The organism is Streptomyces sp. NP160 (genome assembly GCF_006335115.1).
Classification (GTDB): domain Bacteria; phylum Actinomycetota; class Actinomycetes; order Actinomycetales; family Quadrisphaeraceae; genus Quadrisphaera.
In genome coordinates this window covers 37665-62440 of the sequence record NZ_VDMJ01000009.1, presented here as the reverse complement: position 1 = coordinate 62440, position 24776 = coordinate 37665, and the positions used below count along the sequence as shown (strand labels likewise).

At 75.0% G+C, this 24776-nt stretch carries 21 protein-coding genes; 15 read left to right on the top strand and 6 right to left on the bottom strand.

Annotated elements, in window-relative coordinates:
* The first annotated feature begins 20 nt into the window (after positions 1 to 20).
* The 9 genes from FHN55_RS06540 (at position 21) to FHN55_RS24085 (ending at position 9967) form a co-directional block, all read left to right on the top strand.
* Positions 21 to 749: a hypothetical protein gene (locus FHN55_RS06540; protein WP_139711441.1), complete on the top strand. Its 729-nt coding sequence runs from the start codon at positions 21 to 23 to the stop codon at positions 747 to 749.
* A 17-nt stretch (positions 750 to 766) separates the two neighbouring features.
* Positions 767 to 2206: a sensor histidine kinase gene (locus tag FHN55_RS06535; RefSeq protein WP_139711440.1), complete on the top strand. Its 1440-nt coding sequence runs from the start codon at positions 767 to 769 to the stop codon at positions 2204 to 2206.
* Entirely contained in the window at positions 2203 to 2850 is a 648-nt protein-coding gene (locus FHN55_RS06530) for a response regulator transcription factor (RefSeq protein ID WP_139711439.1), read from the top strand. The genes FHN55_RS06535 and FHN55_RS06530 overlap by 4 nt, the downstream gene beginning before the upstream one ends.
* A 39-nt stretch (positions 2851 to 2889) precedes the next feature.
* A complete protein-coding gene (locus FHN55_RS06525; protein WP_257570744.1) occupies positions 2890 to 3861 on the top strand; it encodes a 2-hydroxyacid dehydrogenase in 972 nt (323 codons plus the stop codon).
* A 64-nt stretch (positions 3862 to 3925) separates the two neighbouring features.
* Positions 3926 to 5620 (top strand): dihydroxy-acid dehydratase, encoded by a 1695-nt coding sequence (ilvD, locus tag FHN55_RS06520; RefSeq protein ID WP_139711438.1) that lies wholly within the window; start codon positions 3926 to 3928, stop codon positions 5618 to 5620.
* A gap of 304 nt (positions 5621 to 5924) precedes the next feature.
* Positions 5925 to 7787, top strand: a complete 1863-nt coding sequence (locus FHN55_RS06515) for an acetolactate synthase large subunit (RefSeq protein WP_139711437.1) — start codon at positions 5925 to 5927, stop codon at positions 7785 to 7787.
* On the top strand, positions 7784 to 8317 hold the full coding sequence (gene ilvN, locus FHN55_RS06510; RefSeq protein ID WP_139711436.1) for an acetolactate synthase small subunit: 534 nt from the start codon (positions 7784 to 7786) through the stop codon (positions 8315 to 8317). The genes FHN55_RS06515 and ilvN overlap by 4 nt, the downstream gene beginning before the upstream one ends.
* 52 nt (positions 8318 to 8369) lie before the next feature.
* A complete protein-coding gene (ilvC, locus tag FHN55_RS06505) occupies positions 8370 to 9398 on the top strand; it encodes a ketol-acid reductoisomerase (RefSeq protein WP_139711656.1) in 1029 nt (342 codons plus the stop codon).
* 140 nt (positions 9399 to 9538) lie between these two features.
* Positions 9539 to 9967 (top strand): DUF2256 and DUF3253 domain-containing protein, encoded by a 429-nt coding sequence (locus FHN55_RS24085; protein ID WP_218974408.1) that lies wholly within the window; start codon positions 9539 to 9541, stop codon positions 9965 to 9967.
* Between the two features lie 3 nt (positions 9968 to 9970).
* On the opposite strand, the gene FHN55_RS06495 is transcribed toward FHN55_RS24085, so the two are convergent.
* The 3 genes from FHN55_RS06495 to FHN55_RS06485 all read right to left on the bottom strand — a co-directional run bounded on the left by FHN55_RS06495 (position 9971) and on the right by FHN55_RS06485 (position 13434).
* Positions 9971 to 10432 (bottom strand): universal stress protein, encoded by a 462-nt coding sequence (locus FHN55_RS06495; protein ID WP_139711435.1) that lies wholly within the window; start codon positions 10430 to 10432, stop codon positions 9971 to 9973.
* Positions 10432 to 11883: an APC family permease gene (locus FHN55_RS06490; RefSeq protein WP_139711434.1), complete on the bottom strand. Its 1452-nt coding sequence runs from the start codon at positions 11881 to 11883 to the stop codon at positions 10432 to 10434. Before FHN55_RS06490 ends, FHN55_RS06495 begins: the two co-directional genes overlap by 1 nt.
* A gap of 63 nt (positions 11884 to 11946) precedes the next feature.
* Positions 11947 to 13434: a DUF2252 domain-containing protein gene (locus tag FHN55_RS06485; RefSeq protein WP_218974407.1), complete on the bottom strand. Its 1488-nt coding sequence runs from the start codon at positions 13432 to 13434 to the stop codon at positions 11947 to 11949.
* 75 nt (positions 13435 to 13509) lie between these two features.
* Between FHN55_RS06485 and FHN55_RS06480 the strand changes: the two genes are divergently transcribed.
* From FHN55_RS06480 to FHN55_RS06470, 3 genes are all read left to right on the top strand, one after another.
* The gene (locus FHN55_RS06480; protein ID WP_218974406.1) at positions 13510 to 15318 is read left to right on the top strand and encodes an ABC transporter ATP-binding protein; all 1809 of its coding nucleotides are present in this window, start codon (positions 13510 to 13512) and stop codon (positions 15316 to 15318) included.
* Between the two features lie 235 nt (positions 15319 to 15553).
* Positions 15554 to 15838 carry a hypothetical protein gene (locus FHN55_RS06475; RefSeq protein WP_139711433.1) on the top strand — a complete coding sequence of 95 codons (285 nt, stop codon included), beginning with the start codon at positions 15554 to 15556 and terminating at the stop codon, positions 15836 to 15838.
* A gap of 97 nt (positions 15839 to 15935) precedes the next feature.
* Positions 15936 to 17006, top strand: coding sequence for a 3-isopropylmalate dehydrogenase (locus FHN55_RS06470; protein ID WP_139711432.1), 1071 nt, complete (start codon positions 15936 to 15938; stop codon positions 17004 to 17006).
* Here the strand turns inward: FHN55_RS06470 and FHN55_RS06465 are convergent.
* A complete protein-coding gene (locus FHN55_RS06465; RefSeq protein ID WP_139711431.1) occupies positions 16992 to 18431 on the bottom strand; it encodes an LssY C-terminal domain-containing protein in 1440 nt (479 codons plus the stop codon). The two genes, FHN55_RS06470 and FHN55_RS06465, sit on opposite strands and share 15 nt — an antisense overlap.
* Positions 18432 to 18530: 99 nt before the next feature.
* Between FHN55_RS06465 and FHN55_RS06460 the strand changes: the two genes are divergently transcribed.
* The 3 genes from FHN55_RS06460 to rnhA are packed head-to-tail and all read left to right on the top strand — an operon-like array spanning position 18531 to position 21786.
* Entirely contained in the window at positions 18531 to 19649 is a 1119-nt protein-coding gene (locus FHN55_RS06460; protein ID WP_139711430.1) for a branched-chain amino acid aminotransferase, read from the top strand.
* 11 nt (positions 19650 to 19660) lie between these two features.
* The gene (cimA, locus tag FHN55_RS06455) at positions 19661 to 21313 is read left to right on the top strand and encodes a citramalate synthase (protein WP_139711429.1); all 1653 of its coding nucleotides are present in this window, start codon (positions 19661 to 19663) and stop codon (positions 21311 to 21313) included.
* Between the two features lie 41 nt (positions 21314 to 21354).
* A complete protein-coding gene (gene rnhA, locus FHN55_RS06450; protein ID WP_139711649.1) occupies positions 21355 to 21786 on the top strand; it encodes a ribonuclease HI in 432 nt (143 codons plus the stop codon).
* A 58-nt stretch (positions 21787 to 21844) separates the two neighbouring features.
* Here the strand turns inward: rnhA and FHN55_RS06445 are convergent, their stop codons facing one another.
* Positions 21845 to 22567, bottom strand: coding sequence for a response regulator transcription factor (locus FHN55_RS06445; RefSeq protein WP_139711428.1), 723 nt, complete (start codon positions 22565 to 22567; stop codon positions 21845 to 21847).
* Positions 22560 to 24677: a sensor histidine kinase gene (locus FHN55_RS06440; protein WP_139711427.1), complete on the bottom strand. Its 2118-nt coding sequence runs from the start codon at positions 24675 to 24677 to the stop codon at positions 22560 to 22562. Before FHN55_RS06440 ends, FHN55_RS06445 begins: the two co-directional genes overlap by 8 nt.
* Positions 24678 to 24776: the final 99 nt, after the last annotated feature.

Below are 24776 nucleotides of genomic sequence, written 5' to 3'. Positions count from 1 at the left end.
GCGCTCGCGAGCCTCGTCCCGTGGACACCTCAGAGCACGTTCCCGCGCCGACCGCTCCGCAGACCACCCCGCGCACGCACGACCGGCCCTCCCGGCTGGGCCGGGTCGTCCTCGCCGGCGCCCTGGCCGGCCCCGTCGTCCACCTCGTCGGCTCCGCCCTGCAACCGGCCGCGCTGGACGCCGTCGGACCGGGTGACTACGCCGCGGCCCTGGACGTCATGCGCGACGCCCGCGACCAGACGATCGCGTGGCGTCTGGTCTCGGGACTCGGCTCCCTGCTGTTCGTGCTGCTCGCAGGACCGCTGGTCGCTCTCGTGCCTCGCGGCGCTCGCGGTGCCGTGCTGCTCCGCGTCGCCCTCGTCCCGCTCGTGGTGGGAGCGACGGGCAACGCCGGGTACCAGACGGCGCAGGCGCTGGTCACCGCAGGCGCCACGCACCCCGACGTCACCCCCGAGGCGGGGCTCGCCGTGTGGGAGCACCTCGACACCGGCGTGACGGACGTGCTGTTCGGCTACCACGTGCTCCTCGCGCTCGCCGTCGGCCTCCTGGTGGTCGCCGTCGCGCTGCTGCGGTCGGGCACCGTCGGCCGGGTGGCCCCGGTGGTCATGGCCGTCAGTCTCGTCGGCGCCTTCCTCGTCCCCGCGGGGCTGCTGACGGGGCTACTGCTGGTGCCCTTCGCCGCCGCCGTCGCGGCGGTGCTGCTGCGGTCCCCGTCGAGGGCGCGGGCCCTTGTCGGGCAGCAGCGCTGAGCCCCACCCTGTCGCGTGTGAGCAGCCGGCGCGCCAGCTCCTCGGCGGCCACCGCGGCCACCACCGCGGTGGCAGCGGTGCTGGGCGCCTGGGCGCTGGCGGCGTCCGTCGTCGTGGCCGTCACGGCGCCGGCCGGGCTGCTCGGCGGCCACACCCTCGAGGACGTCGTCATCGCCCTGGCGTGGTCGGGACTGGCCGTGGTGCTCGCCCGGTCCGCGCGGCCCGGTGGTGTCGCGGCCGTGGCGCTGGTCGTCGCCGCGAGCGCCGCGGTGACCACCACCGGCAGCGCCTGGAGCGTGGCCGGGCCCGAGGCGGGCAGGGCGTGGGCGCGCTGGGGTGGAGAGTGGACCTGGGCACCGGCGACCGTGCTCCCCGTCGCGCTGGTGCCGCTGCTGCTGCTCGACCCCGTCGACCTGGGGCGCCGGGGTGAGCGGGTGCGGCGCGGCCTCGTCGGTGCCGCCGTCGCCGTCTGCACCGCGGCGTGCGCCGGGCTCGCCACCGGCACCGGGGCCGTGGTGGCCCTCAGCGGCGCCGCCCTGCTGGCCGTGACCACCGCGGGCCTGGGGCTGCAGGTGGCGGCGTGGGTGCGGTCGGACCGGCGGGGACGCCGCCGGCTCCCGCTGCTCGCGGCGACCGCCGCCAGCGCGCTGGCCCTGGTGGTGGCCTCGGCCGTCCCCGCGCTCGACGCCCTGCTCCAGGTGCTCGCTGCGCCGCTGGTCCCGCTCGCCGTGGCGGACCTGCTCGTGCAGGACCTCGTGGACGAGCTGCGCGCCTCGCGCGCGCTGCTCGCCCACGCGCGCGAGGTCGAGCGCGAGCGGCTCAGCGACGACCTCCACGACGACCTCGGGCCGCTCCTCTCGGCGATCGGCGCCCACGCGGACACCGCCCTGCTCCGGCTGCGGGCCGGCCGCCAGGGCGCCGAGGAGCTGGTGGAGCGCATCCGGGCGGTCGACGAGGCGGCGGTGGTGGCGCTGCGCCGCGCTCTGGCCGACCTGGCGCCGACCGCGGCGGACCGGCCGCTCGCCGAGGCGCTGTCCGACCTGGTCGCGTCGCTGGACGTCGGCGGGGGCAGCGGCCCGCGGACCCGCCTGCGCACCCGCGACCTCGGCGACGTGCCTCCCGCGGTGGCGTCGTGCGCCCTGCGCATCGCGGCGGAGGCGCTGACCAACGCCGTGCGGCACGCCCGCGCCTCCCCGGTGGACGTGGAGGTGGCGCTGCGCGGGAGGGAGCTGGTGCTGGCGGTCAGCGACGACGGCGTCGGCCTGGGCAGCGCACCGCGCACCGGCGGCCGGGGCCTGGCGTCGATGGAGCACCGGGCGACGGCCTGCGGTGGTGCCTTCGGCGTCGGCCAGCCCGGCAGCGGGACGGGCACGGTCGTCACCGCCGTGCTGCCCCTGGTGTCGGCCCCGTCGTCCCCCGCCCGCCCGGCACCCCGGCGTCCCGTGGTCGTCCCGTGAGGGTGCTGCTGTGCGACGACCACCCCGTCTTCCGCGACGGGCTGGCGCTGCTGCTTGCCGAGCTCGGCGTGGAGGTGGTCGCCTCCGTCGGCACGGGCGAGGAGCTGCTGGCCGTGGCGGTGGAGGCGCCCGCCGACGTCGCCGTCGTCGACCTGCACCTGCCGGGCCTCGACGGGGTGGAGGTGGTGCGGCGGCTGCGGCGGGACGTCCCCGACCTGCGCGCCCTGGTGCTGTCCATGGTCGACGACGACGTCGCGCTGGTGGAGGCGCTGCGCGCCGGTGCGCACGGCTACCTGCTCAAGGGAGCCCGCAGCGAGGCGGTGCAGCGGGCGCTCGCGGCCGTGCTCGACGGCACGCTCGTCGTCGACGCGGCCCTGGCCCCTCGGCTCGCGGGAGCCCTCGCCCGCGGGGCCGCGGGAGCGGCCGGGGTCCCCTTCCCCCAGCTGACCCCGCGCGAGCGGGAGGTGCTGTCCGACCTCGCGCGGGGGAGGTCCACCGAGGTGATCGCCAGCACCCGCTTCCTGTCCGCCAAGACGGTGCGCAACCACGTGTCCTCGGTGCTGACCAAGCTGGGGGCCTCCGACCGGGCGCAGGCGGTGGCCATGGCGCGCGACGCCGGGCTCGGAGGCGCCCGCGGGCGCTGAGTGGCAGGACCGGCGGCCCGGCTGACAGGGTTGGCGCTCGTGAGCGACCAGACCAGCCGGACGAGCCAGGACCGCGAGCTGCTGATCACCCTGCCCGACGCGGACTGGCAGGAGGCGCTGGCGCCGGACCTGCCCGCCGGGGTCCGCAGCCTCGTCTGGGACGTCGACTCCGACCCGCGTGAGGCGCTCGGGGACGACGCCGACCGCGTCGCCTACGTGGTGCTGCCGTACATGCACCCCGCCGGCGCGCTGGAGACCGTGGCGACCCTGCCCGCCCTGCAGCTGCTGCAGACGACCTCCGCGGGCTACGACAACCTGCTGGGCAGGCTGCCCGAGGGCGTGCGCCTGGCCAACGGCGCGGGCATCCACGACGCGTCCACCTCCGAGCTGGCCCTCGCCCTGGCGCTGGCGAAGCTGCGCGGCCTGGACGACGCCGTCCGCGACGCCGAGCAGGGCCGGTGGCGTCCCGTGCAGCGCCCCTCGCTGGCCGACCGCCGTGTGCTCGTGCTCGGCACCGGCGGCATCGGCGGGGCCATCGCCGACCGGCTGGAGCCCTTCGAGGTCGACCTCGTGCGCGTGGCCACCACCGCCCGCACGGACGAGCGCGGCCGGGTCCACGGGACCGACGAGCTGCCGGAGCTGCTGCCCACCACCGAGGTGGTCTTCATCGGGCTGCCGCTCACGGACAGCACCCGGGGCCTCGTCGACGCCGCGTTCCTGGCCGCCCTGCCCGACCAGGCGCTCGTGGTCAACGTCGGGCGGGGCCCGATCGTCGACACCGACGCGCTGCTGGCCGAGCTGCGCGCCGAGCGGCTGCACGCCGCCCTCGACGTCACCGACCCGGAGCCGCTGCCCGCCGACCACCCGCTGTGGGCTGCGCCGAACGTGCTCATCGCCCCCCACGTGGGCGGGAACACCACGGCCATGCGGCCGCGGGCGCTGCGGCTGCTCCGCGCCCAGGTGGAGCGGCTGGCGGCGGGACGGGACCCGCTCAACGTCGTCGTCGGCTGAGGTCGCGCGGGGGCGGTGTCGGGGCTGGTGGGGGTGCTCCCTACGGGACCGTAGGATCGCGGGCATGACCCAGGCCGACATGAAGCCCCGCTCCCGCCAGGTCACCGACGGGCTCGAGGCCACCGCCAGCCGCGGCATGCTCCGTGCCGTCGGCCTCGGCGACGACGACTTCGCCAAGCCGCAGATCGGCGTGGCCTCGTCGTGGAACGAGATCACCCCCTGCAACCTCTCGCTGGACCGGCTCGCCAAGTCCGTCAAGGACGGCGTGCACGCCGCCCAGGGCTACCCGCTGGAGTTCGGCACCATCTCCGTCTCCGACGGCATCTCCATGGGCCACGAGGGCATGCATTTCTCCCTCGTGAGCCGCGAGGTCATCGCCGACTCAGTGGAGACCGTCATGCAGGCCGAGCGCCTCGACGGCTCGGTGCTGCTGGCCGGCTGCGACAAGTCGCTGCCGGGCATGCTCATGGCCGCCGCCCGCCTCGACCTGGCCAGCGTGTTCCTCTACGCCGGCTCGATCCTGCCGGGCTTCGCCAAGCTCTCCGACGGCACCGAGAAGCAGGTCACGATCATCGACGCCTTCGAGGCGGTCGGCGCCTGCGCCCGCGGGCTCATGAGCCGCGAGGACGTCACCGCCATCGAGAAGGCGATCTGCCCGGGCGAGGGCGCCTGCGGCGGCATGTACACCGCCAACACCATGGCCAGCGCCGCCGAGGCCCTCGGCATGAGCCTGCCCGGCTCGGCCGCCCCGCCGGCCACCGACCGCCGCCGCGACGGGTTCGCCCGCCGCTCCGGCCAGGCCGTGGTGGAGATGCTCGCGAAGGGCATCACCGCCCGCGACATCATGACCAAGGAGGCGTTCGAGAACGCCATCTCGGTGGTCATGGCCTTCGGCGGCTCCACCAACGCCGTGCTGCACCTGCTGGCCATCGCCCACGAGGCCGAGGTCGACCTGACCCTCGCCGACTTCGACAGGGTGGGCTCGCGCGTGCCGCACCTGGCCGACGTGAAGCCCTTCGGCCAGCACGTCATGACCGACGTCGACAGGATCGGCGGCGTCCCGGTGGTCATGCGCGCCCTGCTCGACGCGGGCCTGCTCCACGGCGACGTCATGACCGTGACCGGCAAGACGATGGCGGAGAACCTCGCCGACATCGCCCCGCCGGACCCGGACGGCAAGGTGCTGCGCGCCCTGGCCGACCCGATCCACCCCACGGGCGGCATCACGGTCCTGCACGGCTCGCTGGCCCCCGGCGGGGCCGTGGTGAAGTCGGCCGGGTTCGAGTCCGACGTCTTCGAGGGCACCGCCCGCGTGTTCGACCGGGAGCGCGCCGCGATGGACGCCCTCGAGGACGGCACCATCACCGCCGGCGACGTCGTGGTCATCCGCTACGAGGGCCCCAAGGGCGGCCCCGGCATGCGCGAGATGCTCGCCATCACCGGCGCCATCAAGGGCGCGGGACTGGGCAAGGACGTGCTGCTGCTCACCGACGGGCGCTTCTCCGGCGGCACCACCGGGCTGTGCGTGGGCCACGTGGCCCCGGAGGCCGTCGACGCCGGGCCGGTCGCGTTCGTGCGCGACGGCGACCGGATCCGCCTGGACGTCAAGAACAAGACCCTCGACGTCCTGGTGGACGAGGCCGAGCTGGCCGCGCGGCGCGAGGGCTGGGAGCCGCTGCCCCCGCGCTACACCCGCGGGGTGCTGGCGAAGTACACCAAGCTCGTGGGCTCGGCCAGCGGCGGCGCCGTCCTCGCCTGAGACCCGGCCGGCTCAGCCACCGGGACGGCGTGTCTCAGATCATGAGACGCTCCGTCCCGGTGGCTGACAGGGACGGCGCTGCGGGTCTACTCTCGCGGCATGGGCATCCTCGTCGTCGTACTCGCGCAGCGCGCGAGCTGACGCCGTCGTCGACGTCCCGCCGCGCGCGACCCTCCGCAGACTCCGCTGACACCGGAGCCGGGGGGTCTTTCCATGCCCGGCGGGTTGGAGGTGCCGGGCTGCTCGCTCAGCTAGAGCACGTCGTCCACGCAGGACCAGCAGCACAGCAGCACCAGGAGGACCGATGAGCACCGCCAGCACCGAGGGCGCAGCCGCCCCGCAGGGCGAGCGCACGACCGAGCGCATGACCGGGGCGCAGAGCATCGTGCGCTCCCTCGAGAGCGCCGGGGTCGAGGTCGTCTTCGGCCTCCCGGGCGGGGCGATCCTGCCCACCTACGACCCGCTGCTCGACTCCACGAAGCTCCGCCACGTGCTGGTGCGCCACGAGCAGGGCGCCGGCCACGCCGCGCAGGGCTACGCCGCCGCCACCGGCCGCGTCGGCGTCTGCATGGCGACGTCGGGCCCGGGCGCCACCAACCTCGTCACCGCCATCGCCGACGCCCACATGGACTCGGTCCCGATGGTCGCCGTGACCGGCCAGGTCTCCTCCAAGGCGATCGGCACCGACGCCTTCCAGGAGGCGGACATCGTCGGCATCACCCAGCCGATCACCAAGCACAACTACCTGGTGACCGACCCCGCCGACATCCCCCGCGTCATCGCCGAGGCCTTCCACCTGGCCTCCACGGGCCGCCCCGGGCCGGTGCTCGTGGACGTCACCAAGGACGCCCAGCAGGCGATGACCACCTTCCAGTGGCCGGCCTCGCTGGCCGAGCTGGACCTGCCGGGCTACCACCCGACCACCCGCCCGCACGCCAAGCAGGTGCGCGAGGCAGCCCGGATGATCGCCGAGGCGAAGCGCCCCGTGCTGTACGTGGGCGGTGGCGTCATCCGCTCCGGCGCCTCGGCCGAGCTGCGCCGCCTGGTCGACCTCTCCGGGGCCCCCGTGGTCACCACGCTCATGGCCCGCGGCGCCCTGCCCGACTCCCACCCGGCCAACCTCGGGATGCCCGGCATGCACGGCACCGTCTCCGCGGTGACGGCCCTGCAGCGCGCCGACCTCATCGTCAGCCTGGGCGCCCGCTTCGACGACCGCGTCACCGGCCTGCTCTCGAGCTTCGCCCCCGGCGCCGCGATCGTCCACGCCGACATCGACCCCGCCGAGATCGGCAAGAACCGCCGCGCCGACGTCCCGATCGTCGGGGACGCCAAGGAGGTCATCGCCGACCTGGTCCCGGCCCTGGAGGCCGAGCACGCCGCCGGCCGGCGCGCCGACCTGGGCGGCTGGTGGCGCCAGCTCGACGACCTGCGCAGCACCTACCCCCTGGGCTACGACGAGCCCGAGGACGGCTCGCTCAGCCCCCAGAAGGTGATCCAGCGCCTGGGTGAGATCAGCGGCCCGGACACGGTCTTCACCTCCGGCGTCGGCCAGCACCAGATGTGGGCGGCGCAGTTCATCAGGTACGAGAAGCCGAACACCTGGCTGAACTCCGGTGGCCTGGGGACCATGGGCTACTCCGTGCCCGCCGCGATGGGCGCCAAGGTGGGCCGCCCCGACGCCACCGTCTGGGCGATCGACGGCGACGGCTGCTTCCAGATGACCAACCAGGAGCTGGCCACCTGCGCGATCGAGGGCATCCCGATCAAGGTGGCCGTGGTGAACAACTCCAGCCTCGGCATGGTCCGGCAGTGGCAGACCCTCTTCTACGACGGCCGCTACTCCAACACCGACCTGCACACCGGGGTCGGCCGGGCGCTCGGCCAGCGCATCCCCGACTTCGTCAAGCTGGCCGACGCCTACGGCTGCGTCGGGCTGCGCTGCGAGGACCCGTCCGACCTGGACGCCGTCATCGACAAGGCGATGAGCGTGGACGACCGGCCCGTCGTCGTCGACTTCGTGGTCCACCGCGACGCCATGGTCTGGCCGATGGTGGCCGCCGGCCTGTCCAACGACGCCATCCAGTACGCCCGCGGCCTGTCGCCCGTGTGGGACCGCGAGGAGCAGGACCCGGAGACCGGCCTGGAGATGAACGGAGCCGCACGATGAGCGCGACCGCTGCCGGCACGGAGCGGCACACCCTGTCGGTGCTCGTCGAGGACAAGCCCGCCGTGCTGGCGCGCGTGGCCTCGCTGTTCGCGCGCCGCGCGTTCAACATCCACTCCCTGGCGGTGGGCCCCACCGAGCACCCGTCGCTGTCGCGCATCACCGTGGTGGTCGACGTGGAGGACTCCCCGCTGGAGCAGGTCGTCAAGCAGCTCAACAAGCTGGTGAACGTCCTCAAGGTGGTCGAGCTGGAGCCGGAGACCTCGGTCCAGCGCGAGGTGCTGCTCGTCAAGGTCAGGGCCGACGCCACCACGCGCGGCCAGGTCCTCGACGTCGTCAACGTCTTCCGGGCGGCCGTCGTCGACGTCGCCCCGGAGGCCATGACCATCGAGGCGATCGGGGCGCCGGAGAAGAACGCCGCGCTGCTCAAGGTGCTCGAGCCGTTCGGCGTGCGCGAGATCGTCCAGTCGGGCGTCGTGGCCGTGAGCCGCGGCTCGCGCTCCATCACCGACCGGGCCCTGCGCAGCGCCTGACACCCCGTCCGCAAGACTTCCCGTGATCCCTACTGAAGGAGTGACAGCCACCGTGGCTGAGATGTTCTACGACGACGACGCCGACCTGTCGGTCATCCAGGGCCGCAAGGTCGCGGTCATCGGCTACGGCAGCCAGGGCCACGCCCACGCGCTGTCGCTGCGCGACTCCGGCGTCGAGGTGCAGGTCGGTCTGGCCGAGGGCTCCAAGAGCCGCGCCAAGGCCGAGGCCGAGGGCCTGACCGTCACCACGCCGGCCGAGGCCTCGCAGTGGGCCGACGTCATCATGCTGCTGGTGCCGGACCACGTGGCCCGCCACGTCTACGCCGAGTCCGTCGAGCCGCACCTCACCGCCGGCAAGGCGCTGTTCTTCGGCCACGGCTTCAACATCCGCTTCGGCTACATCAAGCCCCCGGCCGACGTCGACGTCGCCATGGTCGCCCCCAAGGGCCCGGGCCACCTCGTGCGCCGCGAGTACGCCGAGGGCCGTGGCGTCCCGGTGATCGTGGCTGTCGAGCAGGACGCGTCCGGGAAGGCCTGGCCGCTGGCGCTCTCCTACGCCAAGGGCATCGGCGGCCTGCGCGCCGGCGGCATCAAGACCACCTTCACCGAGGAGACCGAGACCGACCTGTTCGGCGAGCAGGCCGTGCTGTGCGGCGGCGCGTCCGCGCTGGTGCAGGCCGGTTTCGAGACCCTCGTCGAGGCGGGCTACCAGCCCGAGGTCGCCTACTTCGAGTGCCTCCACGAGCTCAAGCTCATCGTCGACCTCATGTACGAGGGCGGTCTGGCCAAGCAGCGCTGGTCGGTGTCCGACACCGCCGAGTACGGCGACTACGTCTCCGGCCCGCGCGTCATCGACGCCTCCGTCAAGGCCCGCATGAAGGACGTCCTCACCGACATCCAGCAGGGTGCCTTCGCCAAGCGGTTCATCGAGGACCAGGACGCCGGCGCGCCGGAGTTCAAGAAGTTCCGCGAGGAGCAGCAGGGCTCGCAGCTGGAGAAGACCGGCGCCGAGCTGCGCAAGCTCATGAGCTGGGTCGAGACCAAGGACGACGACTACGTCGAGGGCTCTGCCGCCCGCTGACGCACCCGCGTCCCCACCACGGGGCCGCTCCGCGCCACTCCCTCGAGCGGCACGGGGTGGCCCCGTGCCAGTAGGTCTGGCACAGGGCCACCCCGTGCCAGTGCGGGAGTGGTGCGGAGCCCCCCGGCGTTGGTGACCGTGTGAGCCGAGGGTCCCGCGCGAGCGCGAAGAGCGAGCTGCCCACCAAGCCGTGCGCGGTGTGCGGCCGCACCATCACGTGGCGCAAGAAGTGGGAGCGCGACTGGGAGGGCGTGCGCTACTGCTCCGACGCCTGCCGGCGCCGCGGGCGCTCGGCGGCCGCGTCCGACGTCGACGCCGCCCTCGAGTCCTCGCTCGAGCGCCTGCTGGACGCGCGCGCGTCGTCGTCCTCGGTGTGCCCGTCCGAGGCGGCCCGCGCCGTCGCGGGCGAGCGTGGCCTGGAGGGGGAGGCCTGGCGCGACCTCATGGAGCCGGCGCGCGCCGCGGCTCGTCGGCTCGTGGTGGCGGGGCGGGCCGAGATCACGCAGAAGGGCGCGGTGGTCGACCCGGACACCGCGAAGGGCCCGGTGCGGGTGCGGCGCCCCCGCTGAGCGTCAGGAGCGGGGCTGGCGCCAGACGAGCACGGAGCACGGCGCCGAGTGCTGCACCCGCGTGGCCGTCGAACCCAGCAGCACCGTCCGCGTCAGGCCCTTGCTGCCGGACGCCATGACGATCAGGTCGGCCCGGGCCTCCTCGGCGGCCTCGACGATCTCCGCGGCCGCCGAGCCGCTGCGGACCTGCGTGCGCACGCGTCCCGGCCAGGCGCTGAACTCCTGCGCCACCACGGCGACCGCCGACTCGGCCTCCTGGCGGTAGCTGGGTGCCGTCGGGTCGGGGCTGGCGGCCGAGCCGCGGCCGCCGATCTCGTCGCGGAAGGGCACCGCCGCCGTCGGGCTGAGCACCGCGACCACGAGCACCTCCTGCACCTCGGCCTCGTCGAGCAGCGCGGGCAGCGCCCGCGCGGCCTGCAGCGACTCCAGCGACCCGTCGGTCGCCACGACCACCTTCGTGCCCATCAGCGGCTCCTCTCGTCAGGGACACCATCGGGCACGTCCGGATCACCCGCACGCTCGACGCCACCCGACAGCAGCGCCTCGGTGCTCGCGCCGCCGCCGCGGGCGCGCTGCACGGCGTACAGCACCGCGCCCAGCCCGAGCAGCCCTGCCACCCAGAGCAGCGACGTCGGGTCGTCGACGACCGTGTAGACGAGGATCGCCGCGTTGCCGAGGATGCCGAGGACCAGCAGCGGAGTGCTGGCGCGGAAGACGCCGGGGTGCTCGTCCTTCCCGCGCTGCTTCAGCGCGCACACGATGACCAGCGCGTAGACGAACACGAGGAACACCACGGTGATCGTGGCCAGCCGCTCCACCACGTCCGGGCCGCCCAGCGCCGTGAACACCGACCCCACTGCCATGAGCAGGACGACGACGGCGAGGGTGAACCCGAGCGCGACGACCGGGCTGCGCCGGGTCGGGTGGACGCGGGCGAAGACGCGGGGCACCACGTCCACGCGCCCCATGCCGTAGAGGATGCGGGCGCCCGCGGCAGTGGTGACGAGCGTGGTGTTGCTGATGGCGATCATCGCGATGACCGAGAAGAGGACGATCATCACGCCGACGGGCAGCGGCAGGAGCCCCGCGCGCACCACCTCGAGCAGCGCCGCGTCGGAGCCGGCCAGCTGGTCGACCGGCACCACCAGCGCCGCCGACACGGCGACGACGACGTAGATGACGCCCGCGGTGACCATGCCGCCCACGAGCGCCCGCGGGAAGGTGCGCGAGGGGTCGATGGTCTCCTCGGCGACGTTGGCGGCGTTCTCGAAGCCGGTCATGGCGAAGAATGCGAGCGTCACGCCGGCGACCACGGCGATGACCGGGCTGCCCTCGGCGGAGAAGTCGGTGAGCACCGACAGGTCGGCGTCGCCGCCGGCCAGGGCGACCACGCCGATGGCGGCGATGATGACGAGCCCGGCCACCTCGACGAGCGTCATGAGCATGTTGATGACCACGGACTCGGTGATGCCGATGTAGTTGACCACCGCGACGGCCGCCACGAAGAGCACCGAGACGAGCAGTGCCGGCGGCAGGTCCCACAGCGAGCCGAAGTAGCGCGAGAAGCCGCTCGCCAGCGACCCGATCGCCGCGAACGAGGCCGAGAGCATGCAGACGGTCACGAAGAACGTCAGCGTGGGGTTGCGGAACGCCCTGCTCACGTACAGCGACGCGCCCGCGGCCTGGGGGTACTTGGTCACCAGCTCCGCGTACGCCAGGCCCGTGATGGCGGCCACCGTCACGCCGGCGGCGAAGGCCACCCAGAACGCGCCGCCGACCGCGCCGGCCACCAGGCCGATGAGCACGTACACGCCGGAGCCGAGCACGTCGCCCAGGACGTAGAAGTAGAGGAGCCGACCCGTGATGGTGCGCTTCAGGCCGCTCTCGGGACCGGAGTCCGCCGTCGTCGTCGCCATGCCGGCACAGCCTGCACCCAGGATGTGACGAGCGCGTGTCGAGCCGCGTGCCTCCGCCGGCCCTCAGACGCCGCGCTCGACGGGCAGCACCCCGCGGGAGACCGCGTCGACCAGCTCGGCGTGGTCGGCCTCGGTCTGGTCGGCGTAGCGGCGGGCGAAGGTCGCCAGCGCGTGGTCGGCCTTGTCGGAGGAGCCGAGGTACCCCGCGATCATCGACGCGCCCGAGGTCCGGGCGTGCCCCTTGGCCAGCAGCTGGGCGCACACGCCGGCGTAGTCGCGCAGGGCGTTGGCTCCGATGCCGTCCAGCACCACGCTGCCCTTCATGTTCCGGAACTGGCGCACGTAGTACTGCCGCTCACCGACCGTCGTCCAGCCCAGCAGCGGGTCGGACGTCGTCTGCAGCGCCTGCTGGTACTCCACGACCCGCTGGCCCTGGTGCTTGTGCCAGGCGTTGTCGCCGTGGACCCACGGCGCCACGACCGAGCGCCGGGCCTGCTTCAGCTGGAGGAAGACGACGTCGTCGCTGTCGGAGCCCTCCAGCAGCGCCACGTAGGCGCGCAGGCCGACGCTGCCCACGCCCACCACCTTGTGGGCGATGTCCACGAGCGTGTAGCCGCCCAGCAGCCGCGCCCAGTGCGGGGCGAGCGTGGCGAGGTAGTCGTCGAGGGCCTCGGCCAGCAGCGGCTCGTCGTCGACCTCGGGGCGCGTGATGAGCGGCGGCTCCACCACGATCCGCCGGCTGGCCGTCACCCCGCCGGACCCGCCGGACCCACCGGACCGGTCCTCGTGCGCCACCACCTCGGTGAAGCGCGGCAGGGCGCGGTCGCTCGTGCGGTGGCGGGCGCGCTTGGCGGCGCGCTCCACCTCGTGGCGCAGGCCGGGGTCCTTGGTGGCGCTCGCGAGCCGGTCGACCCCGAAGCTGGTCCAGCTGCGCTCCAGCAGCGGCTGCTCCGCCAGCTCGTGCAGGTGCTCGCGGTAGGCCCGCACGGCGGCGCGGACGGCCCGCTCGCAGGAGTCCTCCGCCAGGCCCGCCTGCCGGCCGGCCACCCAGGCGCTCGCCACGAGGCGCCGCAGGTCCCACTCCCACGGACCGGGGTGGGCCTCGTCGAAGTCGTTGAGGTCGAGCACCAGCTCGCGCGAGGGCGAGCCGTACAGGCCGACGTTGCCGATGTGGGAGTCGCCGCAGATCACCGGTGTGACCCCGGTGGCCGGGAGGGTGGCCAGGTCGGCGGCCATGAGGCCGGCCGTGCCGCGCAGGAACCCGTAGGGGCTCGCGGCCATCCGGCCCACGCGCACGGGCACGAGGCGGTCCAGCCGGCCCTCGTGCGCCTCCCTGATCTGCTCGACCACGCTGCGGCGCTCGGGTGCCGGCCGCCAGTCCGCCATCGCCGAGCGGGGCACCTGCTGGCGCAGGGACTTCCCCAGCGCGTACCGCTCCGCCCGGGGCAGCGGCCGCGAGCGCAGGGAGCCGTAGGGGGCGGAGTCCGCCTGCGCCAGCACCACGTGCCCGGGGCGGCCGGGGTTGCGGAGGTGTCCCGTCTCGATGCCCACGGCCCGCAGCGTGGCACCCTGAGCGCCCGGCGAGGGAGTTAGGTGATCCTTACCCGCCCCGTACGCTGGGCCCCCGTGACCGCTGGCCCCACGGCGCCCCTGGGGGCGACGCCACCGCTGCGCGCCCTGTGGCGCCACCACCGCCGCCACCGCCCCCGCTTCGCGCTCGCGGTGCTCATGACCGCGCTCAACACGGCCGCGGACGTCGCGCCCGAGCTGCTGCTGGGCGTGGCCATCGACATCGTGGTGCGCGGCTCCGACTCCTTCGTGAGCACGCTGCTCGGTGTCGAGGGGCGCTTCGAGCAGCTCGTCGTCGTCGCCGTCGTCAACGCCGCCGTGTGGGTGGTGGAGTCGCTCACCGACTACGCCGCCTCCGTGCTGTGGCGCGGGCTGGCGCAGGCGGTGCAGGACGAGCTGCGCACCGAGGCGTACACCGCCGTGCAGGCCATGGACGTCGGCTGGCACGAGCGCACGCCATCCGGCCAGGTGCTCTCGGTGCTCTCCGACGACGTCAACCAGCTGGAGCGCTTCCTCGACGTCGGCGCGCGCACGGTGCTGCACACGGCGCTGACGGTGGTGTTCGTGGGGATCGTCTTCGGGGCGACGTCGTGGCAGGTGGCGGTGCTGGCGTTCCTGCCGGTGCCGGTCATCGCCTGGGGCTCCATCCGGTTCCAGCGCCGCCTGGAGCCCCTCTACGCCGACGTGCGCAGCACGGCCGGGGAGGTGGCGGCCGTCGTCGCCGGCAACCTCGGGGGCGTCGCGACCATCCGCGCCTTCACCGCCGAGCAGCGCGAGAGCGCCCGCGTGGCCCGCGCCTCGCGGGAGTACCGCCTGGCCAACGCCCGCGCGATCCGCTCCAGCTCGGCGTTCGTGCCGCTGATCCGGATGGCGATCCTCGCCGGGTTCAGCGCCACGCTGCTGCTGGGCGGCTGGTACACGCTGCAGGGCCGCCTCGAGGTGGGCCTGTTCACCGTGCTGGTCTTCATGACGCAGCGCCTGCTGTGGCCGCTCACCGACCTCGGACAGACCCTGGACCTCTACCAGCGGGCCATGGCCTCCACCCGGCGCATCTTCGGGCTGCTCGAGCTGCGCCCCAGCGCCGTGGAGGGCTCCACCGCCCTGCCAGCGCCGGCACGCGGCGGGCTGGAGCTGCGCGGCGTGCGGTTCGGGTACGACGACGGGCCCGACGTGCTCCAGGGCGTCGACCTGGTGGTCCCGGCGGGGGAGACCCACGCCGTGGTCGGGACGACGGGTGCCGGCAAGTCGTCGCTGCTGCGCCTGGTGCTGCGCTTCGCCGACCCGCGCTCCGGCGCGGTGCTGCTGGACGGCCGTGACGTGCGCGACCTCACGTGGGACTCGCTGCGCGGCGCCATCGGCTACGTCAGCCAGGACGCGTTCCTCTTCCACGGGACGGTGCGCGAGAACATCGCCTACGGCCGCCCCGACGCCACCGACGCCCAGGTCGAGGAGGCCGCCCGCGCCGCCGAGGCCCACGACTTCGTGGCGGCCCTGCCCGACGGCTACGCCACCGTGGTGGGGGAGCGGGGCCAGACCCTGTCGGGCGGTCAGCGCCAGCGGCTCGCCCTGGCGCGGGCGCTCCTGCGCGACCCGGCGCTGCTCGTGCTCGACGAGGCGACCTCCGCGGTGGACACCGAGACCGAGGCCGCCATCCAGCGCTCGCTCACGCGCGTCACGGCCACGCGGACCGCGCTGGTGGTGGCGCACCGCCTGTCGACCGTGCGCGACGCCGACAGGATCTGGGTGCTCTCGGCGGGACGGGTCGCCGAGTCAGGCACCCACGACGAGCTGGTGGCCCTCGGCGGCGCCTACGCCGGCCTGTGGGCCGTGCAGACCGGCGAGCACACCCCCGCTCCTGCTCCGTGATCACCGGCTTCCGGTGCGCATTCCCGCCGTGATCATGGACGTCCCGAGCACCGTGTGACGCTGCGTGCCGCAGACCGGCGAGGAGGGGTGTGAGCACGCCTCCGGCTACCAGCGCCCACGCCGACCTGCCAGGTCGCTGTGCACGCACGGGTGCCCACCCCGATGCGCTCGAGGCCGTGTACCGCGCCTGCGTCCGCGACGTCACTGCGCCCCCGGTCGCTCCACGAGCGCCGACGTGGACGCGTCGGGGCTGACCGTCTCGACGGGCGAGCGCAGCGTCGGCGCCCGTGTGCCCGCGGGGGCGGTGCCGCCGGGCACGACGCTCGTCATCGTGGCGTCCGCCCGTCTCCTCACGGGCGCCGAGCTGGGAGCGGGCGACGAGGACCCTGACGACGACGTCCGCTCCGTCAGCGGCGTGACCACGAGGGTCGAGCTCGACGTCGCCAGCGGACCGGTGGACGCGTGCACGCCGATGGCCGTGCCGCCGCTGGGAACCGACTGGGCCCCCTCGGCCGGCTGATGCTCTTCGCGAGTGGGGGGTGCCTCCCGCTCACGAGGTCCATGATCACGGTCGGGGGCAGGGGGGGGGCGGTGGTGCGTCGGTAGCCTCTGGGGCCATGACCAGCACCGCTGCAGCGCCCACCACGCCGCCCTCGAGCGTCCAGCTCGCCGTCATCGCCGGTGACGGCATCGGCCCGGAGGTCGTGGCCGAGGGCCTGAAGGTGCTGCGCGCCGCCGTGGAGCCCACCGGCACCAGCGTGTCCACCACCGAGTACGACCTGGGCGCCAAGCGCTGGCACGCCACCGGCGAGACGCTGCCCGACTCCGTGCTGGAGGAGGTCCGCGGGGCGGACGCGATCCTGCTCGGCGCCGTGGGTGACCCGGGCGTGCCCTCCGGCGTGCTGGAGCGCGGTCTGCTGCTGAAGCTGCGCTTCGAGCTGGACCACTACGTCAACCTGCGCCCCGGCAAGCTCTTCCCGGGCGTGCGCGGTCCCCTGGCCGAACCGGGCGACGTCGACTTCGTCGTCGTCCGCGAGGGCACCGAGGGCCCGTACACGGGCAACGGCGGGTCGCTGCGGGTCGGCACCCCGGCCGAGATCGCCACAGAGGTCAGCGTCAACACCGCCTTCGGCGTGGAGCGCGTGGTCCGCGACGCCTTCGCCCGCGCCCAGGCGCGCCCCCGCAAGAAGCTGACGCTGCTGCACAAGCACAACGTGCTGACCTTCGCGGGACACCTGTGGCGCCGCACCGTGGAGCGGGTGAACGCCGACTTCCCCGACGTCACCGCCGACTACGCCCACGTCGACGCGGCGATGATCTACCTGGTGCAGGACCCGAGCCGGTTCGACGTCATCGTCACCGACAACCTCTTCGGCGACATCGTCACCGACCTCGCCGCGGCCGTCTGCGGCGGCATCGGACTGGCGGCCAGCGGCAACATCAACCCCGACCGCACCGCGCCGTCGATGTTCGAGCCCGTCCACGGCTCCGCCCCCGACATCGCCGGCCAGGGGATCGCCGACCCGACCGCCACCGCGCTGTCCGTCGGCATGCTGCTGGCGCACCTGGGCCACGACGACGCCGCGGCGCGCGTGGAGGCCGCCGTGGCGGTGGACCTGCTGGAGCGCGGGACGGCGAAGCGCTCTACCTCCGAGGTGGGCGACGCGCTGGCCTCACGCCTGTCCTGACCCCTGGTCCCCGGGCGCTGCGCGCGCCCGGGGACCGGCCGGGGGCGTCCCCGGGTGGCGCCTGCGCAGCGTGAAGTCGCGCACGTCGCCCGACGACAGCGTGATGACCACGCCCAGGTCCAGCACCAGCGCGGTGGTCCACGCGCGCGAGGCCAGCGGACCGCTGCCCGTCGTCGTCGCCGTGAGCAGGACCACCACGTCGACGACGGCGGCCGCCAGCACGACGAGCCGGGCCGTGGAGGACCCGGCGAAGACCAGCTGGGACAGCACCGCGCACGCCAGCCAGGCCAGCAGCGCGCCGCCGAGGACGAGCAGCGGGGGACCCGGCGCCGACGGCCACGGGACGAGGTCCTCGGGGGCGGGCAGCCAGGCCGGTGCAGCGCCCCCGGGCGCGAGGACGACCGCTGCCGCTGCCCCGGCGGCGACCACCGCCGTCACCAGAAGCCGCAGCAGCACCAGGACGTGCCCCAGGTAGAGGGTGAGCGGGCGGTGGTCGCGGTTGGAGGCGCCGGTGTCGCGCACGGCGGCGAGCAGGGCCCGGGCCGGCGCCGCCAGGCCGTGCCACTCCGGTGGCGGCGCGCCGTGGACGGCCCGGGCCTCGTCGACGACGTCGGTGAGGTCGATGACGGGCAGGTGGCCGTCGGTGCGGATCGCGTCGCCACCGCCGTTGCGCGCGTGGTACCCCGAGGAGAAGTGCCGGATGGTGCGCACCCGGACCTCGGGCGACCCGGCCAGCACGGTGGCCACCAGGTGGTCGCGCTCGGCGTCGGTGTCCACGTCGATCTTGTGCGTGACCTGGAGGGTGAAGGCCGACAGCCCCACCCGGCGGTCGTAGGTGCCCGCGGCGAGCCAGTCGACGCGCGCACCACCCGGCAGGCGCCAGCCCGGCGGCGTCCTCCAGAACCTCACGTGGTGGCGCCGGGCCGGGCTGCCCTCCACCTCCTGCTGGTAGGTGAGGTCCTGGCTGCGCCCGAAGAGGTGCAGGGGGCTGACCGGCGCCGTGGTGTAGGTGCGGCGCGCCAGCGTGGAGGTCACCGTGCGCAGCCCGCTGCGGAAGCCCAGCTCGTCGGCCAGCTGCCAGCCGCCGCGGGTCATGGCGGTGTGCAGGTCCTCGGTGGTGCCGAGCACGGCCGCGTTGACGGGGTCCCCGAGCAGGCCCTCGTAGGTGCGGGTGCGCCCGATGAAGTAGTCGGGGACGTAGACGCGCGTGAGCAGGCCGTGCAGGCGCGGCAGCAGCAGGTAGGCCAGCAGGACCCACAGGACCAGCACCAGCCACCAGTCCCGCAGCCCGCCGGTGGCGATGCGCTGCACCGTCAGCAGCGCCAGCCACCCCGCGGCCACGGCGCCCAGCAGCGTGAAGGCGCCGTCGACCATGGCGAGCAGCGCCGCGCGGCGACCGCGGGGCCTCCTGGGGGCGGCACGCACCCCGAGATGGTGCCCGCCCGGGCCGCGCGCCGCCCGCCGTCCGCCGTCCGCGGCGGAGGCTGCAGGGGCCCGGGGCGCCAGAGGCTACGCTTCCGTAGCATGTCCGCTGACAGCCTGCAGGCCCCCGCGCCGCTGTCCTTCGAGCGCCAGCCGCACCCCGCCCCCGTCTCGGACGCAGACCGCGCGGCCGTGCTGGCCGCCCCGGGCTTCGGCAAGCACTTCACCGACCACATGGCGCACGCCGTCTGGACCGCCGAGAGCGGCTGGGGACAGGCCCGCGTGGAGCCCTACGGACCGCTGCTCATGGACCCCTCGGCGGCCGTCCTGCACTACGCGCAGGAGGTCTTCGAGGGCATGAAGGCCTACCGGTGGGCCGACGGCTCGGTGTGGACGTTCCGCCCGCAGGCCAACGCCGCCCGGTTCGCACGCTCAGCGCGCCGCCTGGCGCTGCCGGAGCTGCCCGAGGCCGACTTCCTCGCCTCGCTGGAGGCGCTGGTCTCCGCCGACGAGGCGTGGGTGCCCACCGGGGGCGAGACCAGCCTCTACCTGCGGCCGTTCATGTTCGCCTCCGAGGCGTTCCTCGGCGTGCGCCCCGCGGCGAAGGTGGACTACCTCGTCATCGCCTCTCCGGCAGGCTCCTACTTCACCTCCGGGCCCCGCCCGGTGAAGCTCCTGGTCAGCCGCACCTACACGCGCGCCGCCGCGGGCGGCACCGGAGCCGCCAAGTGCGGCGGCAACTACGCCGCCAGCCTGCTCGCGCAGCAGGAGGCCTACGCCGCCGGCTGCGACCAGGTGGTCTTCCTCGACGCCGCGGAGCAGCGGTGGGTGGAGGAGCTGGGGGGCATGAACGTCTTCCTGGTCACCGCCGACGGCCGCCTGCTGACGCCGGAGCTGACCGGCTCCATCCTGGAGGGCGTCACCCGCGACTCCATCCTGGAGATCGCCCGTGACATGGGCCTGCAGCCCGTGGAGCAGCGCATCGCCCTCGACGACTGGCTGGCCATGGTCGCCAGCGGCGAGGTCACCGAGGCGTTCGCCTGCGGCACCGCGGCCGTGGTCACGCCCATCGGCAGCTTCGTGGACGGCGGCGACACCAAGCCGGCCGCCGCGGACGCCGACGTGGCCGGCAAGGTCACCGAGGCGGTCCGCGCCACCCTGCTCGACGTCCAGTACGGCCGCGCCGAGGACCGCCGCGGCTGGATGCACCGCCTGGTCTGAGGAGACCCACGATGAGCTCGACGACCCCGACGCCGACGGCGGACGCCGTCCTGCCCGAGGTGCAGGTCTACGACACGACCCTGCGCGACGGCGCCCAGCAGGAGGGGCTCAACCTCTCCGTCGCCGACAAGCTGGCCATCGCCGCGCACCTCGACGAGCTCGGCGTCGGCTTCATCGAGGGCGGGTGGCCCGGCGCCAACCCGCGCGACACGGAGTTCTTCGCCCGCGCCCGCACCGAGCTGCACCTGCGCCACGCGGTGCTCGCGGCGTTCGGGGCCACGCGCCGGGCCGGCGGCTCGGCCGCCACCGACCCGCAGGTGCAGGCGCTGCTCGACGCCGAGACGCCTGTGGTGACCATCGTCGCCAAGAGCCACGTCGGCCACGTGAAGCTGGCGCTGCGCACCACCGAGGAGGAGAACCTCGCCATGGTGCGCGACACCGTGGAGCACCTCGTGGCGCACGGCCGGCGGGTCTTCCTCGACGCCGAGCACTACTTCGACGGGTACGAGCTCGACCGGGACCACGCCCTCGCCGTCGTCCGCACCGCCGTGGAGGCCGGCGCGGAGGCCGTCGTCCTGTGCGACACCAACGGCGGCCGGCTGCCGCACGAGGTGGAGGAGGTCGTGGCGGCGACGCTCGCCGCCTCGCCCCCCGGGACGCGGGTCGGGATGCACGCCCACAACGACTCCGGCTGCGCCGTCGCCAACTCCCTCGCGGCCGTGCGCGCGGGCGCCACCCACGTCCAGGGCTGCGTGAACGGGTACGGCGAGCGGACGGGCAACGCCGACCTCGTCGTCGTCGTCGCCGACCTCGTCCTCAAGCTCGGCCAGCAGGTGGTGCCCGCGGAGTGCCTGCGCGAGGCCACCCGCATCACCCACGCGGTCGCGGAGATCACCAACGTGGCGATGTACGCGCGCTCGCCGTACGTGGGCGCCTCGGCGTTCGCGCACAAGGCGGGGCTGCACGCCAGCGCCATCCGCGTCGACCCCGACCTCTACCAGCACACCGACCCCACCGCCGTCGGCAACGACATGCGGATGCTCGTGTCCGACATGGCCGGGCGCGCCTCCATCGAGCTCAAGGGCCGCGAGCTCGGCCACGACCTCGCCGGAGACCAGGACGTGCTCTCCCGCGCCGTCGCCCGGGTCAAGGAGCTCGAGCTGGCCGGGTGGACCTTCGAGGCCGCCGACGCCAGCTTCGACCTGCTGCTGCGCGAGGTCCGCGACGGCGCCCGCCCCGCCTACTTCGAGGTGGAGAGCTGGCGGGCGTTCATCGAGCACGGCAAGGGCACCGGCCCGACGTCGGAGGCCACCGTGAAGCTGCGTGCCGGTGGGCAGCGCCTCGTGGCGACCGGGGAGGGCAACGGGCCCGTCAACGCCCTCGACGCCGCGCTGCGCCAGGCCCTCATCCCGGTCTACCCGCAGATCGCCGGGCTGGACCTCACCGACTTCCGGGTGCGCATCCTCGACGCCGACGCCGGCACGGACGCCACCACGCGGGTGCTCATCGACACCACCGACGGGCGGGCCACCTGGACGACGGTGGGCGTGGCGCCCAACCTCGTCGAGGCGTCCTGGCAGGCGCTCGTCGACGGCATCACCTACGGCCTGCTGAAGGCCGGCGTCCCGGCGCCCGAGGCGGCCCCGGCGGTGTCCCCGGCGTGAGCGGCGCCAGCGAGGAGCAGCCCGAGCAGCCCGTCGTGGAGATGTGGACCGACGGCGCGTGCAAGGGCAACCCCGGCGTCGGAGGCTGGGGCGTGCTCATGCGGTCGGGGGAGCACACCAAGGAGATGTTCGGCGGTGAGGCGACCACCACGAACAACCGCATGGAGCTCACCGCCGTCATCGAGGGCCTGGGCGCACTCAAGCGGCGCTCGACGGTGCTGCTCCACGTCGACTCGACCTACGTCATGCAGGGCATCCAGAGCTGGATCGCCGGGTGGAAGCGCAACGGGTGGCGCACCGCGTCCAAGCAGCCGGTGAAGAACGCCGAGCTGTGGCGGGCCCTGGACGAGGCCGTCGCCCGGCACGACGTGCAGTGGCGCTGGGTCAAGGGCCACGCCGGCGACCCCGGCAACGAGGCCGCCGACGCCCTGGCCAACAAGGGCGTCGACCAGGTCCGCGCCGCCGCCCGCTGACCGCCGGCCGGCCGTCCCGGCCGGCGCCCGCGCCTGCGCCCGCGTCCGGTGGGCAGGCTCAGGTCCGCTTCCCGCCCCTGACCCGGTCTCCAGCCTGCCCACCGGGTCCCAGGCTCCCCACCTGGGGCGGGGTGATGCCGGCCTCGTGCGCGCGGGCGGCCGCCTCGGTGCGGTCGGCCGCCTGCAGCTTGGCCAGCACCGCTGACACCACGTTGCGCACGGTCTTGGACGACAGGAACAGCGCCTGCGCGATCTCGGCGTTGCTGCGACCGGCGGCCAGCAGCTCGAGCACCTCCGCCTCGCGGGCGGTCAGCTCGGGGAAGGCCGCGGCGGCCGTGGGCGTGGCGGGGGGAGCGGAGAAGAACGCCGCCATGCGCCCGGCGAGCGCGGCCCCGAACACCGCCCCGCCGGTCGCAGCGGCCCGCACGGCCGCCACCAGCTCCTCCTGGCCGGAACCCTTGAGCAGGTAGCCGCGCGCCCCGGCGCGTACGGCCGCGAACACCGTCGCGTCCTCCTCCGACATCGTCAGGACGACGACGGCGGCGCGCGCGCCCGCCTCCACGAGCCGGCGGGTGGCGGCCACGCCGTCGAGCACGGGCATCTGCACGTCCATGAGCACGACGTCGGGGTCGTGCTCGGACACCGCGGCCAGCGCCCGCTCGCCGTCGGCGGCCGTCCCCACCACCTCCACCACGCCCGTGGACGCCAGCAGCGCGGCGACGCCGTCCCGGAACAGCGGGTGGTCGTCCACGACGAGGACCCGGGGGACCGCGTCAGGCACGGGCCACCTGCTGGGGGACGGCGGCTGCGGCTGGCTCGCCGGAGGTCTCGGCAGCTGCCAGCGGCAGCAGCGCCTCCACGCGCGTGCCGCCGCCGGGCGGGCACGTCACGGCGCAGGTGCCGCCCAGCTCACGGGCCCGCTCCTTGAGGGAGGCGAGGCCCACTCCGGCGGGAGCAGCCGGGTCGATGCCGCGGCCGTCGTCGTCGACGACCACCGCGAGCGCGCCGCCCCTCCGCTCCAGGTGGACCGAGCACCGGGTGGCGCGGGCGTGCCGGGCGGTGTTGGTGACCGCCTCGCCGGCGATCCGGTAGGCCGCCACCTCCACCGCGGCGGGCAGCGCCGCGGCGTCGAGGTCACCGGCGGCGTCCACGCGCACGTCGAGCCCGCCCACGCCGAGCCGCTCGGCGTGCTGGCGCAGCGCGCCCACCAGGCCCAGGTCGTCCAGCGCCGGCGGGCGCAGCTCGTGCACGAGCCGGCGGACCTCCCCGAGCGCCTCCTGGACGTCGTCGCGGACCCTGCCGAGCATCCGCTGCGCCGGCTCGGGCAGGTCGGGCGCGAGGTTGCGGACGGTGTCGACGGCCATCACCGCGGCACCGAGGACGGGTCCGAGGCCGTCGTGCAGGTCGCGGCGCACGCGGCGGCGGTCCTCCTCGCGCACCGCGAGGATCCGGGCGCGGCTCGCCTGGAGGTCCTCCGCGAGCGCCTCGGCGCGGGCCGCGAGCGCGGCCTGGCGGACCAGGTCGCCCAGGAGCCGCTCGTCGCGGCGCGACAGCCGGCTGCGGCCCGCACCGCCGGCCGGCAGCAGCAGCCGGCCCAGCGGCTGGTCGCGGTAGGTGACCGGGAGCTCTCGCCGGGCGTGCGGCTCCAGGTGGCGGCCGTGCACCGCGACCAGGCTGCCGCCGTCCGCGCGCTCCACCTCCACCACCACCGCGTCCACCCGGAACGCGTGCGCCACCGACCCGGCCACGGCGACCAGCTGCTCGCGCGCCGACCCGGAGCGCTCCAGCGCCTGCGCCAGGGACGACAGCGCGTGCCACGGGTCGTCGCGGTCTCCCAGCACGAGGCGGCGCACCGCGGCCCACACGCGCTCGCGCAGCGGCCCGTACACGGCCGTCACCAGCAGCACCGCCACCAGCGCGGCCTCCCGCTCGGCCAGGCCGCGGCCCAGCAGCGCCGAGGCCGCCGCCACGAGGACCACGTCGACGACGACGACCGAGCCCGCCACCAGCGCCCACACCAGCGTGCCGCCGAGCAGCCTGTCGACGTCCACGAGGTCGGGTCGCACCAGCGCCACCGCGCACGAGGCGGCGACCACCCCGCACGAGACCGTCAGCGCCGCCGAGGCGAACCCGTCGGGCAGCGCCCAGACGGTCAGCATGGTGACGACGGCGACCAGGGCCGACCAGAGCATCCAGCGGCTGCGGTCGCGGGCGGGGCCGGCCGGGCCGCGCGAGCGCGCCACGAGCAGCGCGAACGGCACCAGCAGGCTCACCGGCACCAGCGCCCGCGCCAGTCCCCACAGCACGGCCCACACCGGCTCGGGGAGCGGGACGGGCGTCGGGTCGAGGTCGACGCCAGGCACCGGCGGCTGCCCGACCACGGCCGACGGCACGCCGAGCACCACCACCGGCAGCAGCGCCGTGCTGGCCAGGCTCAGCAGCACCGCCGGCCGCCAGAACGCCCCGCGCGGCAGGCCACCGTCGTGCACGAGCACCAGCACGAGCGGCAGCGGCATCAGCAGCCACGCGCCGAGCCGGTTGTAGGACCAGAACGCCGCGGTGGCGCCGGCGCCCTCTCCGGCGATCAGGGCGTGCAGCAGCCAGGACGCCGAGACGCCGTCCACCGCCCACAGCAGCCCCCCGACCAGCAGGACGACGGCGACGGGGTGCGTCCGGTCGCGTCCGCGGCGCACCGGCCGGGGACCGCGCGCCTGCACGAGAGCTCCCGGGACGGCGAGGAGCAGACCGGTCAGGGCCGTGCTCCAGCCGGTGCTCGCCACGTCCGGCACCTCGGGCACGGGCGAGCGGGCGTCGAGCACGGCGCTCACCAGCAGGGCCGCCGCGCAGGCGGCCACCACGAGCGCCCCGGTCGGGCGCACCAGCTCGCGCACCCGCCGATGGTGGCACCGCCCGCGTCCCGCTGTCCCGGGTCGCGGTGTCCCGGACGGCCGGGACACCGGACGTGACCAGCACGGGAGCGTGCGGCCCTG